The sequence below is a fragment of the Capnocytophaga sp. oral taxon 323 genome, assembly GCF_001278825.1.
GTDB classification, from domain to species: domain Bacteria; phylum Bacteroidota; class Bacteroidia; order Flavobacteriales; family Flavobacteriaceae; genus Capnocytophaga; species Capnocytophaga ochracea.
In genome coordinates this window covers 1,298,406-1,319,429 of sequence record NZ_CP012589.1, presented here as the reverse complement: position 1 = coordinate 1,319,429, position 21,024 = coordinate 1,298,406, and the positions used below count along the sequence as shown (strand labels likewise).

At 41.1% G+C, this 21,024-nt stretch carries 20 protein-coding genes and 1 pseudogene; 10 read left to right on the top strand and 11 right to left on the bottom strand.

Annotation, left to right across the window (positions count from 1 at the left end; translation table 11 throughout):
* Positions 1 to 3: 3 nt before the first annotated feature.
* The 6 genes from rplA to AM608_RS12490 form a co-directional block, all read right to left on the bottom strand.
* Complete coding sequence (rplA, locus tag AM608_RS05635; RefSeq protein WP_002673670.1) at positions 4 to 693, bottom strand: 50S ribosomal protein L1; 690 nt, start codon at positions 691 to 693, stop codon at positions 4 to 6.
* A 12-nt stretch (positions 694 to 705) separates the two neighbouring features.
* On the bottom strand, positions 706 to 1,143 hold the full coding sequence (rplK, locus tag AM608_RS05630; RefSeq protein ID WP_002673669.1) for a 50S ribosomal protein L11: 438 nt from the start codon (positions 1,141 to 1,143) through the stop codon (positions 706 to 708).
* 48 nt (positions 1,144 to 1,191) lie between these two features.
* Positions 1,192 to 1,743 carry a transcription termination/antitermination protein NusG gene (gene nusG / locus AM608_RS05625; protein ID WP_002673668.1) on the bottom strand — a complete coding sequence of 184 codons (552 nt, stop codon included), beginning with the start codon at positions 1,741 to 1,743 and terminating at the stop codon, positions 1,192 to 1,194.
* An 11-nt stretch (positions 1,744 to 1,754) separates the two neighbouring features.
* Complete coding sequence (gene secE, locus AM608_RS05620; protein ID WP_002673667.1) at positions 1,755 to 1,940, bottom strand: preprotein translocase subunit SecE; 186 nt, start codon at positions 1,938 to 1,940, stop codon at positions 1,755 to 1,757.
* 190 nt (positions 1,941 to 2,130) lie between these two features.
* On the bottom strand, positions 2,131 to 3,513 hold the full coding sequence (locus tag AM608_RS05615; RefSeq protein WP_053581042.1) for a leucine-rich repeat domain-containing protein: 1,383 nt from the start codon (positions 3,511 to 3,513) through the stop codon (positions 2,131 to 2,133).
* 196 nt (positions 3,514 to 3,709) lie between these two features.
* A complete protein-coding gene (locus AM608_RS12490) occupies positions 3,710 to 3,826 on the bottom strand; it encodes a phosphinothricin acetyltransferase (protein WP_253273445.1) in 117 nt (38 codons plus the stop codon).
* A gap of 800 nt (positions 3,827 to 4,626) precedes the next feature.
* On the opposite strand from AM608_RS12490, the gene AM608_RS05610 reads away from it, so the two are divergent.
* The 4 genes from AM608_RS05610 to yihA all read left to right on the top strand — a co-directional run bounded on the left by AM608_RS05610 (position 4,627) and on the right by yihA (position 9,150).
* A complete protein-coding gene (locus AM608_RS05610) occupies positions 4,627 to 6,744 on the top strand; it encodes a peptidylprolyl isomerase (protein WP_053581041.1) in 2,118 nt (705 codons plus the stop codon).
* A gap of 163 nt (positions 6,745 to 6,907) precedes the next feature.
* Positions 6,908 to 7,549 (top strand): pyridoxamine 5'-phosphate oxidase, encoded by a 642-nt coding sequence (gene pdxH / locus AM608_RS05605; protein ID WP_053581040.1) that lies wholly within the window; start codon positions 6,908 to 6,910, stop codon positions 7,547 to 7,549.
* Between the two features lie 240 nt (positions 7,550 to 7,789).
* Positions 7,790 to 8,554, top strand: coding sequence for an alpha/beta fold hydrolase (locus AM608_RS05600; protein WP_053581039.1), 765 nt, complete (start codon positions 7,790 to 7,792; stop codon positions 8,552 to 8,554).
* Entirely contained in the window at positions 8,551 to 9,150 is a 600-nt protein-coding gene (yihA, locus tag AM608_RS05595; RefSeq protein WP_053581038.1) for a ribosome biogenesis GTP-binding protein YihA/YsxC, read from the top strand. The genes AM608_RS05600 and yihA overlap by 4 nt, the downstream gene beginning before the upstream one ends.
* Positions 9,151 to 9,170: 20 nt before the next feature.
* On the opposite strand, the gene metF is transcribed toward yihA, so the two are convergent.
* From metF to AM608_RS05570, 5 genes are all read right to left on the bottom strand, one after another.
* Positions 9,171 to 10,124: a methylenetetrahydrofolate reductase [NAD(P)H] gene (gene metF / locus AM608_RS05590; protein ID WP_009417542.1), complete on the bottom strand. Its 954-nt coding sequence runs from the start codon at positions 10,122 to 10,124 to the stop codon at positions 9,171 to 9,173.
* Positions 10,102 to 10,695 (bottom strand): GrpB family protein, encoded by a 594-nt coding sequence (locus AM608_RS05585; protein ID WP_053581037.1) that lies wholly within the window; start codon positions 10,693 to 10,695, stop codon positions 10,102 to 10,104. Before AM608_RS05585 ends, metF begins: the two co-directional genes overlap by 23 nt.
* A gap of 11 nt (positions 10,696 to 10,706) precedes the next feature.
* On the bottom strand, positions 10,707 to 13,121 hold the full coding sequence (gene thrA, locus AM608_RS05580) for a bifunctional aspartate kinase/homoserine dehydrogenase I (protein ID WP_053581036.1): 2,415 nt from the start codon (positions 13,119 to 13,121) through the stop codon (positions 10,707 to 10,709).
* A gap of 4 nt (positions 13,122 to 13,125) precedes the next feature.
* Complete coding sequence (locus tag AM608_RS05575) at positions 13,126 to 13,725, bottom strand: hypothetical protein (protein WP_253273523.1); 600 nt, start codon at positions 13,723 to 13,725, stop codon at positions 13,126 to 13,128.
* Positions 13,726 to 13,898: 173 nt separating this feature from the next.
* Positions 13,899 to 14,873: an alpha/beta fold hydrolase gene (locus tag AM608_RS05570; protein ID WP_053581034.1), complete on the bottom strand. Its 975-nt coding sequence runs from the start codon at positions 14,871 to 14,873 to the stop codon at positions 13,899 to 13,901.
* A 274-nt stretch (positions 14,874 to 15,147) separates the two neighbouring features.
* Between AM608_RS05570 and AM608_RS12310 the strand changes: the two genes are divergently transcribed.
* From AM608_RS12310 to AM608_RS05550, 6 genes and pseudogenes are all read left to right on the top strand, one after another.
* Complete coding sequence (locus tag AM608_RS12310) at positions 15,148 to 15,303, top strand: hypothetical protein (RefSeq protein WP_157466269.1); 156 nt, start codon at positions 15,148 to 15,150, stop codon at positions 15,301 to 15,303.
* Between the two features lie 286 nt (positions 15,304 to 15,589).
* A pseudogene (locus tag AM608_RS12485) lies at positions 15,590 to 15,667 on the top strand (phosphinothricin acetyltransferase); the annotation flags it as partial.
* Between the two features lie 139 nt (positions 15,668 to 15,806).
* Positions 15,807 to 16,550, top strand: coding sequence for a porin family protein (locus tag AM608_RS05565; protein ID WP_053581033.1), 744 nt, complete (start codon positions 15,807 to 15,809; stop codon positions 16,548 to 16,550).
* Complete coding sequence (locus AM608_RS05560; protein WP_053581032.1) at positions 16,550 to 17,716, top strand: VWA domain-containing protein; 1,167 nt, start codon at positions 16,550 to 16,552, stop codon at positions 17,714 to 17,716. Before AM608_RS05565 ends, AM608_RS05560 begins: the two co-directional genes overlap by 1 nt.
* Before the next feature lie 380 nt (positions 17,717 to 18,096).
* Positions 18,097 to 18,783, top strand: coding sequence for a TIGR00730 family Rossman fold protein (locus AM608_RS05555; protein ID WP_009410398.1), 687 nt, complete (start codon positions 18,097 to 18,099; stop codon positions 18,781 to 18,783).
* Positions 18,784 to 18,821: 38 nt separating this feature from the next.
* Positions 18,822 to 20,966, top strand: a complete 2,145-nt coding sequence (locus tag AM608_RS05550; RefSeq protein ID WP_009422511.1) for a S46 family peptidase — start codon at positions 18,822 to 18,824, stop codon at positions 20,964 to 20,966.
* The last annotated feature ends 58 nt before the right edge of the window (positions 20,967 to 21,024 follow it).

Genomic DNA, 21,024 nt, shown 5'->3' with positions numbered 1-21,024 from the left:
AAATTAAACTGTTTTAGTATCTACTGCAATACTTGGGCTCATAGTAGATGAAAGATAAATCGATTTCATATACGCACCCTTAGCGGCAGTAGGTTTCATCTTTATTAATGTTTGAATTAACTCATTGGCGTTGTCTACAATCTTATCGGCAGTGAAGGATATTTTACCGATAGAGGCGTGAACGATACCTGTTTTGTCTACGCGGAAGTCGATTTTACCAGACTTTACTTCTTGTACAGCTTTCCCGATTTCCATAGTAACAGTACCAGTTTTAGGGTTTGGCATTAAGCCTCGAGGACCCAATACACGTCCTAAAGGACCTAACTTACCCATTACTGCTGGCATAGTAACGATTACGTCTACATCTGTCCAGCCATCTTTTATCTTTTGTAGATATTCATCAAGCCCTACATAATCAGCTCCAGCAGCTTTAGCTTCTGCTTCTTTCTCTGGAGTTACTAAGGCAAGCACTCGCACGTCTTTACCTGTTCCGTGAGGAAGCGTAACTACGCCTCGCACCATTTGGTTTGCTTTACGTGGGTCTACCCCTAAACGCACTGCAATGTCCACAGAAGCATCAAATTTAGTGTAAGTGATTTCTTTGAGTAATGCTGAAGCCTCTTTTAATGAATAGAGTTTGTTTCTATCAACTTTTGCAAGAGCTTCTTTGTGTTTCTTTGTTAATTTTGCCATATTGCTTTGCGATTAAAAAGGTTTTTCTCCAGTTACTGTAATACCCATTGAACGTGCCGTACCAGCAACCATACTCATTGCAGATTCAATTGTAAATGCACTCAAATCCGGCATTTTGTCTTCTGCAATTGCTCTCACTTGTTCCCAAGTGATACTTGCTACTTTCTTACGGTTTGGCTCTCCGGAACCTCCTTTAACCTTAGCGGCTTCCAATAGCTGAACAGCAGCAGGCGCAGTCTTGATAACAAAGTCGAATGACTTGTCTTTGTAAACGGTGATAACCACAGGAAGTACTTTCCCTTGTTTGTCCTGCGTACGTGCGTTGAACTGCTTGCAGAACTCCATAATATTAACACCGGCAGCACCTAATGCGGGTCCAATTGGTGGCGAAGGATTCGCTTGACCTCCCCGAGCTTGTAGTTTAACTACTTTACTAACTTCTTTTGCCATTGTTTATAATTAATAATTTATTTAAATGCCTCTTTTACGAGGGCTTTGTTACAATTTCTCTACTTGGGTGTAGCTTAGCTCTAATGGCGTTTTGCGCCCAAAGATTTTTACCATCACTTCAAGTTTGCGCTTCTCTTCATTTACGCGCTCTATGGTAGCATTAAAGCCATTGAAAGGTCCATCTATAAGTTTCACCATTTCACCTACTTCAAACGGAATCGCTACCGTCTCTACCGTCTCAGCCAATTCATCTACCTGACCGAGCATACGGCTTACATCAGCTTTGCGCAAGGGTAGCGGGTCACCTCCTTTGGTTTCACTCAAAAAACCTACTACTCCTGGGATAGACTTAATGATATGCACTACCTCACCTGCTAAGTGAACTTTTACCATTACATAACCGGGCATATGAACCCTATCCTTAGTGGTCTTCTTGCCATTGCGCACCTGAACCACCTTTTCAGTAGGCACTAATACTTCTTCCACATAGTCCGCATACCCCAATCGTGAGGTCTCGTTCTCTATGTAGTTCTTTATTTTGTTCTCCTGACCGGTAACGGTTTTAATTACATACCATTTTTTTTCTATTAATCCAGACATCCTCGCTGTTTTTATTTCATAAATTCAAAATACTTACCTATAAGGTATTCAAATGAAGAATCCATTCCCCAAATTACTAATGAAAATAAGATGGAAAACACCACTACTACCACCATTTCTCTCTGTGCGTCCGAAATAGTAGGCCACGTAACGTGGTTCGTTAGCTCTTCATAAGACTCTTTAATGTATTGAATCATAACTTATTAGTGTTATAAGTGAGTAATATTACGCCTATTTATGTGCGCTTTTGGGTGGCAAAAGTACGGCGAATTTTTCAATCCGCCAAACTTTTTATATTATTTTTTTAATATTTATTCTTCCCTACCTAATTCTTTTACCCTTTATCTTTTATCTTTCACCTATTTTACCTTTCTTCTCCACTTCCCATTATTCCAAAGCACAATCTTTCCACCCTACCGCTTCTCTGTATAAACTTATTGACCTATGTGGCACTACCACTTTACCGCGGTAGCCTATTTTATTTATAATAGGAGGCGTTGTAGCTTTACTGTGTAATTCCATAAGTCCACTATTCTCAAAGGCTCCTAAATCTATTTTTTCTATGGTGTTCGGCAAATTCAGCTCTTTTAAATTCGCGCAACCGTAAAACGCCTGCACCCCTATTGAAGTCGTAAACTTTGATAGTTTTACCTCTATGAGGTTTGTGCAGTTGTAAAATACCTTCGAAGCAATTACGGTTACCGCTTTGGGTAGTTCTACCGTTTGTATATTCTGGCATTCACCAAAAGCAAGACCTCCTATATATTTTACCTCATCAGGCAAATCAATGTATTGCAAACTCTTACAGCCGTAGAAAGCTGCGTAATAAATATTGGTGAGAGCCAAAGGCATCTGCACCCGCACTAGCGAACTACAATTCTTAAAAGCCTGTATATTGATTTTCTCTACCGTATCCGGAATCACAACAGCAGTAAGACTCGTACAGTCCAAAAAAGTATCGTTTAGGATATGGCGTAACCCGTAAGGCAGTTTCACCTTCATCAAACTGCTACAACTGTTGAAAGCACTTGCCCCTAAAAACACTACACTATCAGGGATATCAATGCTTATCAATCGTCTGCAATACTCAAAAGCATCATCACCTATACTCTCCAATTGCTTAGGAAATGTTACCGAAGAGAGGTTTTCGCAGTACGCAAAAGCACTACTTCTTATATTTTTCACGCTTTCAGGAAGCACCGCCTTCTGTAACTGCTTGCATTGGTAGAAGAGTTGTGAAGAAATCACCGATAGTTTTTCGCCGAGAAAATTCACCTGTTGCAAGCTCGAACAATCCATAAAAGCCCGATTGCCCAGCTCACTCACATTTTCTGGAATCTCTATCTTTTTCAGTGAAGAACATCCTCTAAACGCTTCTTCCCCTATATTAGTAACCGAATTAGGCAGAAATATCATCAATAGTTTAGTACAATTCGCAAAAGCACGAGCTCCTATATAGGTTACCGAATTAGGCAATATTTCCACTTTCGTAAGGTTAGTACAGCCCGAGAAAGCCTCCTCTTCAATAGTAGTTACCGCTCCCGCAATGCTGATAGATTTCAGTGGAAGACAATCTTTAAAGGCTTCTTTGGCAATTCTGTTTACAGTGCGAGGCAGTTCGATGCTTCCATCGCGGGGCAACTTACTGTTGTCGCATTTCAGCAGTGCCCCATCACTGATGATAAGCGCCTCCAATCCCTTTTGTGCAAAGATAAACTGACTTAAAAAGAGAAAACCCAAAAAGAAGTGTTTGTAGATAGCGGTAGTCATTATTCTGATGTTTTTAGGGGGCAAAAGTACATATTTTTAACAGAACTCACAAACACATTTCCTAATTCTCTAATTTTCAAATAGGCTAATTAAATTACCAGTCGCGCTATGCTCTCATATTCCCTTCGTCAATCGTCCCTCGTCATTTCTTCCCTTTTTCTGTCACTACCTTCCTCCTATCTGAGGTAGCCAGCGACTACTGGATATGTGTACCGCGAGAGCGGAGTATGTGATAGGAGGAAGGTTTATCACCTTTTCCAACTTGTCCCCCTTCGGGGGTTCGGGGGCTTACCGAATAAATGACTCGCCACAATTTCCCCCTTTGAAGGAAGTCCGCGAGAGCGGAGTATGTGTAAAGGGGGAGGTCTCTTTCGCTTCCCCGTCACCACATTCCCCCTCTCCTTGGGAGAGGGACGGGGTGAGGATTCCTCTTTCTTTCGCCTCGAAACTCTCTTTTTGCTATTTTTTGCATCACTGTATTATATTATAAGTCAATTACTTATATACCCTTCCTATACCAATCGTCCAAGATTCGTATAAGCTTCCTATAAGCTCTCTATAAGCTAACCCCACCCTCCTTACACCCTTTTTTCATCAAAAATCCTCCCGACCTACTTCCGAACTTTTTCGTTCCCTTCCGATAGCTCAGATGTCTCACTTTTAGGGGTATACACTTTGCCAAAGTTTCAAACTTTGGCAAAGTTAAAAGCCTGTCTTGCTACGACCTTTGGTAAAGTTAATCTCCTTTGGTTCAATCTTAACTCGCACCTCATTTTCTAATTCCCAAATTTTCTAATTTATCAATTAACCACTAACCATTAACCACTAACCACTTAATCAACAGCCTTTTACCTTTTACCTTTTACCTTTTACTTAAATAATTTTCAGAATTATTTTTGCATTTCCACAAAAAGCATTACTTTTGCCGTTTGATTAATAACATCAAACAATTTTATATATGAATCAAGGGTTAAAAATGGCATATTGTTTTATTGAGAGTTGTACTTTGTAGCTTGTCCCCCTTCGGGGAACGGGGGCTTTTAATGAAACATTTAAACATTCCTTAATCCAACCTGATTCACAATTTATACTTTTATAAACGATTTATAAACAATGGCAGTACTCGAAAAGATTAGAAGTAAAACCGTATTCCTTATTGCGATTATTGGGCTCGCCCTCTTCGCTTTCATCATCTCCGACTTCATAGGTAAAGGGCGCTTTAGCAACCATACGCCCAACGAAATAGGTAGCGTAAATGGCGAAGAGGTACCTATCGATGCATTCCGTCAGCAAGTGGAAAATGCTACCCGTCAAGCTAACGGACAAGTATCTAGCATCGAAGCCGCTAAATACGTCTGGGAACAAAACGTCCAACAAATCCTACTCAACCAACAAATCGAAAAATTAGGTCTCAGTGTAGAAAAAGACCAGATTTTAGCAATTCTTGCTAAAACACCGCTCGCTCAAAACCCTCAGTTTGTGAATGAGTACGGAGTGTTCGACGCAAATAAATTCACCAACTATTTGGCAACCCTCAAAAACACCAATCCACAAGCCTATGCTCAGTGGAAAATGCAAGAAGATGCTATTATCGAAGATGCTAAACAGCGAATGTATTTCAGCCTTATCCGCGCAGGTCTCGGCGTTACCAATACCGAAGCCGAAATGGAATACCATCAAGAAAAAGACCTCGCCGATATCAGCTATGTAGCGTTGCAATACAGCTCTATCGATGATAAAAGCGTAAAGGTAACCGATAGCGAGATACAAGATTATATCAAGAAACACGAAAAACAATTTAAACAAGAGGCTTATCGCAATATCCAATATATAGTAGTGAGCGAAAAACCATCGCAAACCGATATTGAAACCGAAAAAGAAAGCCTACTCAAGCTCTTGCAACCCGAAGTAGTGTTTAACAGCAAAACCAATAAAAACGATACTATTGCAGGCTTTGCTAAAACAAAAAACATCAAAGATTTCGTAGACCGTCATTCCGATGTGCCTTACGATAGCACTTTTGTAAATAAAGACAATCTTCGTTCTTCTTACGCCGATACTCTTTTCAACCTTCCGGTAGGCAAAGTGTTCGGTCCTTATGAAGAAGACGGAAGTCTTAAACTCAGCCGTATGATTGCCAAACAACCAGGCGGTGCTGTGAAAGCAAGTCATATTCTTATAGCCTACGCCGGCAGTCAGGCAGCTACGCCTAATACTACCCGCACTAAGGAAGAAGCTAAGGCAAAAGCCGAAGAGCTTTTAGCTCAAGCCAAAGTAGCAGGTGCTGATTTTGCGCAACTCGCTCGTGAAAATTCCGAAGAACCAGGAGCTGTTTACAGTGCAGGCGACCTCGGGTTCTTCTCCAAAGGTGCTATGGTAAAACCTTTTGAAGAATTTGCTTTCAACAATGCTGTAGGTACTATTGGGTTAGTAGAAACCGATTTTGGCTTCCACGTAGTAAAAGTAACTGATAAAGCCGAAGCAGTGAACATTGCTACTATCAGCCGTAAAGTAGACCCTTCCGAAGCGACTATCAACTCTCTTTTCTCTAAGGTAACCAACTTCGAAATGAAGGCAGCTCAAAACCCCAAAGAGTTTGCTAATATTGCCAAAAAAAGTGAACTTTCAGTGCTCCGTGCCGATAACCTACATAAGAACGACGACCAAATTATAGGATTGGGCTCAAACCGCTCTATCGTACAATGGTTATTCCAAAAGGACACTAAAATAGGTGATATCAAGAAATTCACCAGTGGTGGTAACTATATTGTAGCCCAATTGGTAAAACAAGGCGAAGAAGGTATTAGCTCAGTACAAGAGGCTACTCCTATGGTAAAACCAATTCTCATTCGCGAGAAAAAAGCCGCTATCTTAAAAGAGAAAGCCAAAGGTAATAGCCTCGAAGCTATCGCTTCAGCTAACAAAACCGAAGTGAAAAGCGCTGCCAACCTCATAATGAAAAACCCAACTATCATAGGCGAAGGACGTGAACCTAAAGTAGTAGGTGCAGCCTTCGGACTCAAACAAGGTCAGCTTTCTAAACCTATCGACGGCGAAAATGCGGTATACGTAATCCAACTTACCTCAGCTACTGTAGCTCCTGCATTGGATAACTACAAAACCTATGCTGAAACTGTTGAGAAACTCCGCACCGACCGTGCTGCTCAAGGTATTCTCAAATCATTGGAAAGCACTGCTACTATTAAAGAAAACCTAAGTGCTTTCTATTAATAAATAGAAATTAGGAAAATAGAAAACAGGAGTTAAAGATGTATGTCTTTAACTCCTGTTTTCTTACATTTAGTAATTTTTCAAATTTGCTAATTTGTTAATTATTTTTTATCTTTGCATCACCAATTTTTTACCTTTTACTTTTTATCTTTTACCTAAACAAATGGATTTAAGCAATTACCGAAAAACGTATAACAAGCGCGCTCTTTTAGAAAGCGATGCTCCTGAGAATCCTATGCAGCTCTTTCAAACCTGGTTTTACGAAGCCGATGAGAACAACAGTGTAGACGAAGCCAATGCGATGTCAGTAAGTACCATAGGACTCGATGGTTACCCAAAAACCCGCGTAGTACTCCTCAAACAGTACACTTACGAAGGCTTTATTTTCTACACCAATTACAACAGCGAAAAAGGGAAAGCCATTCTCGCCAATCCTCACTTGTGTTTATCTTTCTTCTGGCCATCTCTCGAAAGGCAAATCATCATCAAAGGTATTGCTGAGAAAGTCCCTGCCAATACCTCCGACGGTTATTTTGAGTCTCGCCCTTTGGGCAGTCAGTTAGGGGCAATAGTATCACCACAAAGCGAAGTAATCCCTTCAAGAGAATATCTCGAAGAGCACCTGCACGCATTAGAAAAACAATACGAAGGCAAAGAAGTACCTCGTCCTGAGCATTGGGGAGGTTTCTTAGTCCGACCACAAAGCCTTGAATTTTGGCAAGGACGCCCTAATCGTCTACACGACCGCCTGCGTTATACCCTTACCGAAGACTACGATTGGAAATTACAGCGATTAGCACCGTGAAAGAGTCGCACACTTTGCCAAAGTTTCAAATTTTGGCAAAGTTCAATTGTAACTATTTCTTATTTTTGTCATTAGAAAAAACATTGTTGTACAATGGGATATTTTATTGTATTTGCTTAATAAATAACTATTTGCGTTAATAATAGCAAAAGAGGATAAAAAATATTTTCACTTTCCTGCACGTAAATAGAAATAAAAATATTACCTTTGTAGCTCAAAAAAACTTTTTGATAAAAACCAATGACAGTAGAAGTAAAAAAAGAAGGTAAATTTACATACATCGAAAAAGGTGAGGGTACTCCTATCATTATCTTACACGGATTGATGGGGGGGCTTAGTAACTTTGAAGAAGTAATTTCTTTTTTTTCCCGCAAATATAAAGTGGTAGTCCCCGAACTGCCTCTCTTCTCTATGCCATTGCTCACAACTTCGGTGAAAACTTTGGCTAAATATATACAGAAATTCATCAAACACAAGAAGTTTGAAAAAGTAATCCTGCTCGGCAATTCACTTGGCGGACACGTAGGCTTGCTTTATGCTAAAATGCATCCTAAAAACGTACTCGGATTAGTGCTTACAGGTAGTTCTGGGTTGTACGAAAAAGCAATGAGTGATGGCTATCCACGTCGTGGTGATTACGATTTCATCAAAAAGAAATGCGAAGAGGTGTTCTACGACCCTGCCGTAGCTACTAAAGAAATTGTAGATGAGGTATTTGCTAATATCTCCGATCGCTCTAAACTTATCAAAACTTTGGCACTTGCCAAAAGTGCTATCCGCAACAATATGGCAAAGGATTTGCCTAAAATGGACACCCCTACTTGCCTTATCTGGGGTAAGAATGACAATGTAACCCCTCCTAAAGTAGCTGAAGAATTCCACGAACTATTGCCTAATTCCGAACTGCATTGGATAGACAAATGTGGGCACGCCCCAATGATGGAGCACCCCCAAGAGTTTAATGAGATTTTAAATAAGTGGCTTGAAAATAAGGAGGTAAGGTGATAAAAAAAGCTGAATTTGTGATGAGTAACTCTCAGGTGAGTAAGTGCCCCAAGGAAAACTTACCTGAGTATGCTTTTATAGGGCGTTCCAATGTAGGGAAGTCCTCGCTCATCAATATGCTTACCAATCACAAGAATTTGGCTAAAACTTCGGGTCGTCCAGGGAAAACCCAACTCATCAATCACTTCAAAATAGACAATAGTTGGTTTTTAGTAGACCTCCCTGGTTATGGTTATGCAAGGGTATCCAAAGAAACTAAAAAGGTATTTCAGCAATTTATTACTAAATATTTTGAGGAACGGCAACAATTGGTATGTGCATTTGTATTAGTAGATGTGCGCCACGAACCTCAGAAGATAGATGTGGAGTTTATGCAATGGTTAGGCGAACACGGTATTCCATTTGCTATTGTTTTTACCAAAGCCGATAAACTCAAACCTTTAGCTATTGAGCGCAATATAGCTGCTTATCAACAAGTACTCCTCGAAACTTGGGAAGAATTTCCGCCTTACTTCATCACTTCAACCGAAAATAAAACCGGCAAAGAAGAACTTACCCATTATATCGAACAAATCAATAAATCAATTGACAATTGATAATTAACAATTGACAATTGTTAGAATACTTCTGATATCACTTTCACTATATTATCCGATTTTCCCATTGAATAGTAGTGCAAAACAGGTACCCCAGCGGCTTTGAGCTCTTTGCTCTGCTGAATTGCCCATTCTATACCCACTTGTTTTACCTCGTTGTTGTTCTTGCAGGATTCCACTGCTTTGATGAGGTCTTCGGGGAAATCTATTTTAAAGGCTTGTGACAGTAGGTTGAGGTGCTTTTTAATAGCAATAGGTTTAATACCTGGTATGATAGGCACATTGATGCCTGCTTCTTTGGCTTTCTCTACAAACTCAAAATACTTCTGATTGTCAAAAAACATTTGTGTTACCACATAGTCGGCACCAGCATCTACCTTTTCTTTTAGGCGCGCCAAGTCCGAGGTGAGTGAGGGAGCTTCAATGTGCTTTTCAGGATACCCTGCTACTCCTATACAGAAATTAGCCTTATGGTCGGCAGCAATGCCGTTGAGGTAAATCCCCTTGTTCAAATTGCTGATTTGAGTAACGAGTTCAGTAGCATAGGTATGTCCGCCCTCAGTAGGCTGAAAGTAACGTTGTTCTTTCATTGCATCACCACGCAAAGCCATTACGTTGTCAATACCCAAGTAGAGGCAATCTACCAAAAGGTACTCAGTTTCTTCTTTTGAAAAACCACCACAAAGCACGTGAGGCACTGTGTCCACCTTGTATTTATGTTGAATAGCCGCACAAATACCCACCGTACCAGGGCGCATACGGGTTACTTTCTTTTCCAATAACCCATTAGGGTGTTCAATGTAATAATACTCCTCGCGTGAGGTAGTTACATCTATAAACGGAGGATTGAACTCCATTAAGGGGTCTATATTTCGGTATAGTTCTTCAATATTATTTCCCTTTTTAGGAGGTACTACTTCAAAGGAGAAGAGCGTTTTTCCTTTGGCATTCTTAATATGGTCTGTTATTTTCATATTTTCCTTTAAATTCTTCTTTTGCTATCAGTGTATATTGTTTCACAAAGTCTGTTTTATGAGCGGTATAAGCATCTCGGTCGTGCTCAAAAGGCTTCCAAAGTGATAATTTAAGCGTTTCATATTCTTTGGCTACCAATGGGTATGCTTGCAGTTCATCGCGAAAATAGAGTTCATCATTATCGCCTTCATAACGCAAGTGCAGATGAAACACACGTTCTGCAAACCCATTAATAGTATAGCCTTTATTAAAAGAAATCCTATCGTTTGTTTCATTCATACATAGATAACCTGATTGTAAAATGACTTCTTTTAGTTTCTGAAATGAACTGTCCTTTTTCACTTCTAATAACATATCTACAATAGGTTTGGCTTGTATCCCTTCCACAGCAGTACTGCCTATATGGCTTAGCCGTACCACTTCGTTAGAGGGTAATTGTTTTAAAAGGAAACTGCGTTCTTCCTCATACCATTCTTTCCACAACGGGTTGTGCTTCGTAAGATTGATAGGGAACAGTTGCCACAATTCCTGCAACGACATTTTTAACAAAGGATTTTCTTCTTGGTTCATAGTGTTACCCCCTAAAACCTACTTTTCTCTGCTAATCTTAAAATGTCGCCGAATACCCCACGTGCGGTTACCGAAGCGCCTGCTCCTGCTCCTTGTATCACGATAGGGTTATCGCCGTAAGATTCGGTGTAAATTTCAAAGATAGAGTCAGCACCTTTTACCTGACCGAGGGCACTGTTGCGCGGAACCGATACGAGTGATACGTCTAACTGTACCGTTTCGGTAGAAGCTAAGTCGCCGTGAAGGTCACCTACATAACGCAGTACGTGGTCGGGGGCTTGCGCTTCTTTGATTTGCTGATAAGGTGCATTGAACTCGTCTAAACGTTGCAAAAAGTCTTGCACTGAGCCTTCTCTCAAATGTTCGGGGATAAGGTTTTGTATCTTCACATCGGTGAACTCATTACCTAAATCGAGTTCGCGGGCTAAGATGAGCAGTTTGCGCCCTACATCATTACCACAGAGGTCTTCACGAGGGTCGGGTTCGGTATAACCGCTGTTGATAGCGTGTTGGAGCACCTCGCTAAACGGCTTGTTTTCCGCTGAAAAGGTATTGAACAGATAGCTGAGCGTTCCTGAGAAAATTCCCTTAATACGGGTGATATTCTCACCCGAATGATGCAAAAGGCGAATCGTGTCTATCAAGGGTAAGCCTGCCCCTACATTGGTTTCGTAGAGATAAGTTTTTTGGTGTTGTTTGAGAGTTTTGCGCAGTTCTTGATAGAAGTCAAACGAAATAGTATTCGCTATTTTATTAGCTGAAACCAAGTCGTAACCGCTCTTGATAAGTGGAATATAGTTGTCTACAAAGGTTTTGCTGGCGGTTACGTCTACGGCGATGAGGTTCTCTAAGTGATTTTTATCTACAAAGGCTTGCAAAGTGTCAAAACTATAAGGCACAGCTTCTTTATCGAAGGCAGAGCGCCAATTGTTGCCTATTCCTTTTGCATTGGTTAGTAGCCGTTGTGAATTAGCAATCGCAACGATGCGCAAACTGATATTCTTGCGGTGAAGTATATTGTCGTGTGCGGCAATCACTTGGTCGATGAGGGTAGCCCCTACGGTACCTTTACCAAAGATTACCAAGTTGATACGGCGTGAAACCCCAAAGATTTCACCGTGAATTACGTTCAATGCCTTGTGGAGTTTTTTGGTTTTGAGTACCAAACTCACGTTTTTGCCCGTTACGGCATTATTGATGAGCAAAGGAACGATTTGGTTGCGTATCAAAGCGTTATAAGGGTGGTGGAAAGTAGCAAGTGGTTGTCCTACGATAGAAATTACAGCTACATCTTCTACGATGCTCACACTGCTCACATCATTGGTGTAGAAATCGTGTGAGAATTCCTCGTCTATAGCAGCTTTGGCAAGTTTAGCATCTTTTGAAGCTACTACCAAGCCTACCCCGCGCTCCGATGAACCTTGCGAGATGATACTCACACTGATACCTTTTTGTGCGAGCGCTTTAAAAATACGAGCATCTACGCCCACTTTGCCCAAGAGTCCGCGACCTTCCATCACGATAAGGGCATTGTCTTTAATTACCGAAATTGATTTGATGCCCTCTTGCACGCTTTCTTGGTGAATGAGTGTGCCGGCGTCCTCACTGTTGAAAGTGTTTTTGATACGCAACGGAATACCTTTTTCAATGAGTGGGATAATGGTTTTGGCGTGGAGTATAGAAGCTCCAAAGTTAGCCAACTCATTGGCTTCTTCGTAAGAAAGATGACGTATAATTTTGGCTTCGGGTACTAACTCAGGATTGGCAGTGAAGATACCGTCGACGTGGGTGTAGTTTTGCAGTTCGGAAGCGTTGAGATAGTTAGCTAAAAGCGCTGCCGAGTAGTTACTGCCATTGCGTCCCAACGTAGTAGTGTCGCCTTTTTCGGTGGAAGCGATAAAGCCTGTAACCACCACCACGTGATGAGGAGGAATGGTTGCAAAGCGGTCGCGGGTGAGTTTTTCGGATACTGAGTTGATAATTTGTGCATTGCCTACCACCGCATCGGTTTTGAAGATTTCACGGCTATCCACAAAAGTACTTTCCAAGCCCTTGTGCTGGAGTAGTGCTGCCACAAGCTTAGCCGACATCAGTTCGCCTTGTGCTAATACCAAATCTTTGGTCTTAGGGCTGTAGTCTTTCAGTAGCGAAACGCCTTCAAGGAGTTTTTCGAGCAACTGAAATTCGGGCTCGAACGACACACGAGAGTCATACTGCTGTTCGTCTTTCAGTTGTTGAAAGTCGGCAGTATAATCCTCGCCTTTACTCGCTTTTTCGAGCAAAGCCTCTAATTCATCGGTAGTGTTGCCTCGTGCTGAAACTACTACTGATATAGGTTCAGTTTTAGCAAGCCCAGCAATGATACTGAGTACCTTTTCAATGCCGTCATTGGCAAGTGATTTTCCACCAAATTTTAATATCTTCATTTGTTTACTTTTTATCTTCTACCTTCTTGAAAATAACTTCTCCTTTTTTATCATTACGCACTACAAACTCATCTCTTCTAAGTTTTACAATTTTAAAACGACTTACCTCATCTTTAATAGCATTTCCTATATCAAAAAAGCTCATCGGAGTTTTAGTGAGGTAAAATTCTAAATCATAGCATAAATTAAGGTCTATAGATTCCACTTTATACATAGATTCGTGATTATAGGTGAGTAATAAAGCACACTTTTCATTCGTCTTAGGTACTTTTATAATCAAATTTCCATTTTCGTCAGTATCACCTCCTGTAGACGCTCCTTCTTTAAACAGAGAAACATCTACATTCGGTAAAGGCTTCTTTTCTAAATCGTATACTGTTAAGTTTAAAGTGATGTAATCTTTATAATTAGTATATGGTTTAGCGATATAATATCCAGGGTATTTTACCTCTGTTAAATCGTATTTTAACACTAAAGAATCCTTCGTGAGGGTGTAATGACCTTTGCCATAATGAACAATTCCTAACTCGCCTTCCTCAGCATAATCAAAAATGCCATTGCTATAAAACGTGTAGGTATCAGTAGCACAACACTCTATGTGCATTTCTTTCTCCTTTATATAATACTTACCTTCTATTTTTCTCTGCGCAAAAGTAAACGCATATGTACTTATAAAAAATAGCAATAATAAGAGGAGTTTTATATTTGCATTTTGAGCTCCGTTGCTTTTAGCTATAATTTTGAGCTCATTATCCATCAATAATTTATCATCAATCATTAATTAAACACTTTCTTTAAATACTGTTCTAACTGTTTGTGTTCTATCAGGAAAGCATCGTGACCGTGTACTGAGTGGATTTCGTAATAATCTACTGGTTTGCCCATTTCGCGCAGTTCAGTTACAGTATCGCGGTTCTCTTGAGGAACGAAATACAAATCAGAATCGGTGCTTACGATGGTAATGTGTGCGGTGATAGGCGCTACAGCCTCGGCAAAACTACCCCGTTCTTTTGATATATCTATCGTTTTTACCAATTGGTTCATCAGTTTGTAGGCGGAGAGTGAAAAGCGTTTGTGCAGCTTGTCGCCGTGGTGTAAGAGCCACGTTTCTACATTGTACAACTGCAACGGAATGTTGGTGGTGCGCTCAAATTTCAGTTTCAACGATTGAGGAGTGCGGTAACACAACATCGCGTGGAGGCGTGCATCGTGCAAGGGGTGAGTAGAGTTTTTGAGTATCTGTTCTTGCAAGAGGCAGTTGCCTATAATCCAGTCGGTTGCTTTCCAATCGGCAGCTACGATTACCAATTCTTTGAAAAGGGTAGGGGCGAGGGCAACCATTTCCCAAGCAATACCGCCACCTAACGAGCACCCTACAAGGGCAAATACCTCTTTAAGTCCTAAATGCTCGGTGAGCCCTTGGTTGAAAATGCGCGCTATATCTATACCCGCCCAATGCTCATAGTTAGGAATCATATCTTCTTCGCGTGCTCCAAAACCATTGCCAGGGATATTAAAAGCTACTACCGTGTATTTGAGGGTATCTATCAACTTCCCTTCACCGATGGCTTCTTTCCACCAGCCGTTTTCACCCGTTACTTGTGAATTACCTGTAAAAGCGTGATTCACCACTACCACCGGAGCTGTGCCTAAGGCTTTTCCAAACACTTGATAATATACCCTAAGAGCGGGAATACGCACCCCACAAGAGGTAACGAAATCAGTAAGAGGGTAATGTAGAATATCGGACATAAAGGCGTTGCGAAATAGTTTATATGAAAAGCATTTAGATATATTTAGAATTATTTTCTTTTTCAGATACTCTAATCGGAAAATAATTCTGTGTTAAAACGCTATTATTTTTATATTGATTTTGAAAGGCGCAAAAGTAAAAATAATTTTCTAAATAGACAAATAGTTTTTATTACATTTATTTTAATCATTCAGAAAGGCAAGAGAATTAGGAAATGAGGAAATGAGAGAATGAGGAAATGAGAGAATGAGAAAATGGGGGTAAATGCCAATAATGCCAGAAATATCAATAATACTACTAACAAGAGGAATGGATGGGTCGGTCTTTTCAGACGGGTCGGGCAAGTCGGAGGAGGGGGTGGAGGATTCGGAAGGAAACGGAAGATTTCAGAAGAAGGTTGAGAGGAATTTTGGTGAAAAAGAGGTGTAAGATGGGTGGAGTTAGCTTATAGAGAGCTTATAGGAAGCTTATACGAATCTTGGACGATTGGTATAGGAAGGGTATATAAGTGGTTGACTCATAGTATAATACAGCGACATAAAAAATGGTAAAAACGGGATTTCGAGGCGAAAGAAAAGGAATAGGCAATAGGCCTTAGGGCATAGGCACTAGGGGGGAAGTGTGGCGGGGAAGCGAAAGGAACCTCCCCCTTCTCACATACTCCGCTCTCGCGGTGCACATACCCAGTTGTTGCTGGCTACCTTCAAGAGGGAAACTGTGGCGAGTTATTTATTCGGTAAGCCCCCGAACCCCCGAAGGGGGACAAGCTGGAAAAGGTGACAAACATCTCCCTAGCCCCTTCAAAAGGGGAGTGTAGGGACGGAAAGAGAATGGGCGGATTGGGAAATTAGAGAATTAGAAAATTTGGAAATTAGCAAATTTGTTAATTTGCTAATTATTCTTACCTTTGCCCAAAATATGCAACAAAAAAGATGAACAAACTAAATAGGATACTGTTGCTTTTCGCTCTTCACTTTTCGCTCTTTACTTTTGCTCAAGAGAATAACGATGATGGAATGATAAGCACCCCACAAACGGCTACTGCTACCGATACGGAGGCAGACCTGCACTACCTCGAAGACCAATTTTACTTTGGTCTTACTTATGACTATTTGGCTGGTAAAGCAAATAACGTGGTGCAACACAACCTTTCAAGGGGGATTCACGTAGGTTTTATTCGCGACCTACCTATGAACAAAGCGCGTAATATAGGCTTTGGGGTGGGCATAGGCTATGCTTACGATTTGGTGTACAACAATATGGTGGCTAACAAAACGGTTTCGGGCGTGAGCTATGAGATAGTAGAACGTTTCGGCGACCGGAACATCACTCGTAATTTCTTCGAGACGCATTCGGTAGAAATACCCGTAGAGTTTCGCTTTCGCACCTCTACCCCTTACAGTCATAAGTTTTGGCGCGTGTATACAGGAGCACGTTTTGCCTATATCTTCAACAGTAGAAGTTTGTATACTGCCGATGGTGTTTCGATAGCTTTTCAGAACTCCGATATAGCTCATACGTTTCAGGTAAAGCCTTTTATTGCCTTTGGGTATAACGCGTTGAACTTCTATGTGCAGTACAATCTTACCCCTTTGCTGAAAGACGCTAAAACTACTGATGGCACGAGCCTCAAATCGAATGTGTTACAATTAGGATTACTTTTTTATATTTTATAATGGACGACCTAATTACACGTTGGCGACTCATCTTGGGTCAGGATTTGAATGCTTTGGGTGAGGTATCGCTTAATGAGCAGCAATCGCTGATGGACGCCACGCTGGCTGCCCTCTACGACGATACCGAAGGCAGCGGTAATAATGGAGGCAAACGCTCGGCAGGCTTAGGCAGTTCGTCACCCAACTTAGCTAAGTGGCTCACCGATGTGCGCTCGTTCTTTCCTCCCGATGTGGTAAGTGTGATTCAAAGTGATGCCATTGAGCGCAAAGGACTCACCAAACTACTATTTGAACCTGAAACCCTTAAAAACGTAAAGCCCGATATCTCTATGGTGGGCACTTTGATGGCACTCAAAGGGCAAATACCTGCCAAATCTAAAAATACCGCACGCGAATTGGTGAAAGAGGTAGTCGATGAGATTATGAAGCGTATGGAGCAAGACCTACGCCGTGCTGTTACTGGTGCGCTCAACAAAAAAGCGCATACGCCTATTGCCAACTTCTCGTCGACCGACTGGAAGCGTACAATTCAGCGCAACCTCAAGAACTACGATACCGCTACCAAGCGACTTATTCCTGAAAAGTTCTATTTTTTTGAACGCACTCAGCGCCAAAAGAACTGGACAGTGATTTTAGACATCGACCAGAGTGGTTCGATGTGTGATTCGATTATATATTCGTCAGTAATGGGGTCTATCTTTGCGAGTATGCCAGCCCTTGATACGCACGTGGTAGTGTTTGATACAGAAGTAACCGACCTTACGGAAGTCTGTCGTGAAGACCCCGTGGATATGCTTTTTGGGGTACAGTTAGGAGGAGGGACAGACATTAATAAATCGGTGGCGTATTGCCAAACACTTATTGAGAATCCGCGCAAAACGATGTTTATTCTCATTTCTGACCTTTATGAAGGAGGTGTACGCGCTGGACTCTTGCGTCGCCTGAACGAGATGCACCAAGAAGGCGTAAAGGTATTGGTGCTCTTAGCTCTTTCTGACAGTGGTCGTCCTGATTACGATGAGAAACTCGGTAAAGAAATCAGCAAACTCGGCATCGCCTGCTTTGCCTGTACTCCTGACCGCCTTCCCGAACTCGTAGAGAACGCCCTCAAAGGGAATGACCTAAAGAAATTTGAGAGAGCAAGTCGCACAGATAAGGAAGTGTAATAGCACTTTTGTGCTACCTATGAACTGAAAGAAGACCCTAAACAGAGTGCTACGGGTGTTTTTAAAGGAAAGCTATTCGTTAAATGGTATGTAGATAACAAAAACCGATTTTTGTATGACTATATAGATGACGATTTAGACGGTGGAGCTGTCGAATTTATGCCTACTGAAAAATATTACGAATATGGTTAGAAAAACTATACTCCTTAAACTTAACACAAATCAAGATTGAGATTGACTTATTAAGGGCGAATTGCAATTCGCCCTTACAGATTGGAGATAAAAGATTGATTATAAAAATAGGAGAAGATAAAGAAATACAGAGGGATAAAACTGAAATAAATACAACTTTTTACTATTCACTTTTAACATTTAACTCAATGAAAAAACATTCAAAAGTTTGGAACGAAACTAAAACACACGACGCTTGGTCGATTTTTAAAATAATGGGAGAATTTGTACACGGCTATGAGCAGATGAGCTCCATAGGGCCTTGTGTATGTATTTTTGGTTCGGCACGTATTAAGCCTGAAACACCTTATTACGAACTCACTGTGCGTATTGCCCAAAAGATAGTAGATGAAGGCTTCGGTATTATAACCGGCGGTGGGCCTGGTATTATGGAGGCGGGCAACAAAGGTGCACACCTGAACAAAGGTGTATCGGCAGGGCTGAATATTGATTTACCTTTCGAGCAGACGAATAACTCTTATATCGACCACGACAAGAATATTAAATTCAACTACTTCTTTGCGCGTAAGGTGATGTTTGTAAAGTATTCTAAGGCATTTGTAGCAATGCCTGGGGGCTTTGGTACCCTCGATGAACTCTTCGAGACCCTCACTCTCGTGCAAACTTATAAAATAGACAAAATTCCTATTATTTTAGTCGGTACAGATTATTGGAGCGGGCTTGTAGACTGGATAAAGAAGATATTATTAGAGAAATTTAATAATATTAGTGCTGAGGATTTAGATTTGTTTCACTTAGTAGACACCGAAGACGAAGTGATTAAAGTCATTGAAGATTTCTACAACAACAAACAACAGTTAAAACCAAATTTTTAGAAAATATTCCCTATATTTGCACTTTAAAAACAGTGACTATGAAGAAGTTTATCTCTTTATTACTTTTTAGCTTTTACTTGTTACCTGTTACTTTAACGGCACAACAAGGAGGTATGTGGATTCCTTCGCTTTTGGAGGGTATGAATGCCAGAGAAATGAAGTCCTTAGGTATGAAAATGTCGGTGAGTGATATTTATAGCGTCAATAAGTCGAGCTTGAAAGACGCCGTGCCTCATTTCAATGGAGGCTGTACTGCCGAAATGATTTCGGATAAAGGGCTACTGCTCACTAATCACCATTGTGGTTACGGACAGATACAAGCGCATTCCTCAGTGCAAAACGATTACCTTACCGATGGTTTTTGGGCTAAAAATCTATCGGAAGAGTTGCCTAACAAGAATTTAGAAGTTACTTTTATTGTACGTATTGAAGATGTTACCCAAAAAGTACTCGCCGATACTCAAAACCTAAGTAGTGAGAGCGTTCGCGCCTCTCAGATAGAACGCAATATTGCCTCTTTGGTGAAAAACTCGCCTAAAGAAGCGTGGCAAGAGAATCGGGTTCGTGCTTTCTACGAGGGCAATCAGTATATCCTTTTTGTAGTAGAAACTTTTAAAGATGTGCGTTTAGTAGGTGCACCGCCTTCGGCTATAGGCAAATTCGGTTCGGATACCGATAATTGGGTATGGCCTCGCCATACGGGGGACTTCTCGCTTTTCCGTGTATACGCCGATAAAAACAACCGCCCCGCAACCTACTCCAAAGACAACGTGCCCTATCGCCCCAAACACTTCTTTCCTATCTCGTTAAAAGGCGTGAAAGCAGGCGATTTTACAATGGTCTTCGGTTATCCAGGTCGTACTGAAGAATATTTACCTGCCGTAGCAGTGGAACAAATTGTGAATGTATTGAATCCTGCTAAGATAGGCATTCGCGATGTGGTGCTCAAAGTGCAAGACGGCTTTATGCGCAACAGCAACGAAATAAAAATAAAATACGCCTCTAAATACGCCAGCGTTGCCAACTATTGGAAAAAGTGGATAGGTGAAACACAAGGTTTGAAAAAATCGGATGCGGTAGCTATCAAACGCGCTCAAGAACAGAAATTTCAAAAAGAGATAGAAAAAGCAGGTAAAACTGCTGAATATGGTTATATTTTACCTCAGTTTACTGAAAAATACGCTCAAATACAAGACTATGCTTTGGCAGTAGACCTCTTTTCGGAGTTGGTACAGCGCAATATCGACTTGCTGGCAAATGGCTATAAAATCCTTCAACTGCAAAATGCGCTGCACGAGAAAGGAACACAATCGTTCAACGACCGCAAGAAGAACCTTTTAAACAACTTTGAAACGGTATTTAAAAACTACGATGTGAATGTAGATAAAGCCGTATTTGAAAAAGCGGTAGTGTATTATGCTCAGGCGATGCCTAAAACGCTACTCTCGCCTAACTTACAGCAGTTTGAGATACACACACTGGCTGACAAACTCTATAAAGAGTCGTTTTTGGCTTCTAAAACCGAAATGGAAAAAGTACTCAACCTACCCGATGAAGTTTTTGAAAGGCGCCTCAAAAATGACATAGGCGTACAATTTGTACAGCAAATTGTCGCTCATTTCTACGGAACTGTAGTGCCTACTTACCGACAGTTGGACAGCGAGATTACCGCCTTACAGCGTACTTATATGAAGGCTATCTTGGAGTTCTCGAAACCTCAAGACCGCATTTTCCCTGATGCCAATAGCACTTTGCGCGTTACTTATGGCAAGGTAGCGGGTTACTCACCTTCGGATGCTATAACCTATGATTATATGACTTATTTAGACGGTGTAATGGAGAAATACGTGCCTAACGACTACGAATTTAATGTGCCCGCCAAACTGCGCGAGCTCTATGAGAAAAAAGACTATGGTATTTACGGCAAAAACGGCAAGATGCCTGTGTGTTTCGTAGCAACCAATCACACCACGGGAGGCAACTCGGGCAGTCCTGCGATAGACGCACAAGGTAACCTTATCGGTCTCAATTTCGACCGCGTGTGGGAAGGCACAATGAGCGATATCCACTACGACCCTAAAATATGTCGTAATATTATGGTAGATATTCGCTATGTGCTGTTTATCATCGATAAATACGCCGGAGCAGGGTATTTGCTAAATGAGATGAAGATAGTGAAATAATGGTTAATGATGAGTTGAAAACTCTGCCAAAGTCTTTCGGATTTACTGAAAAAGAAGA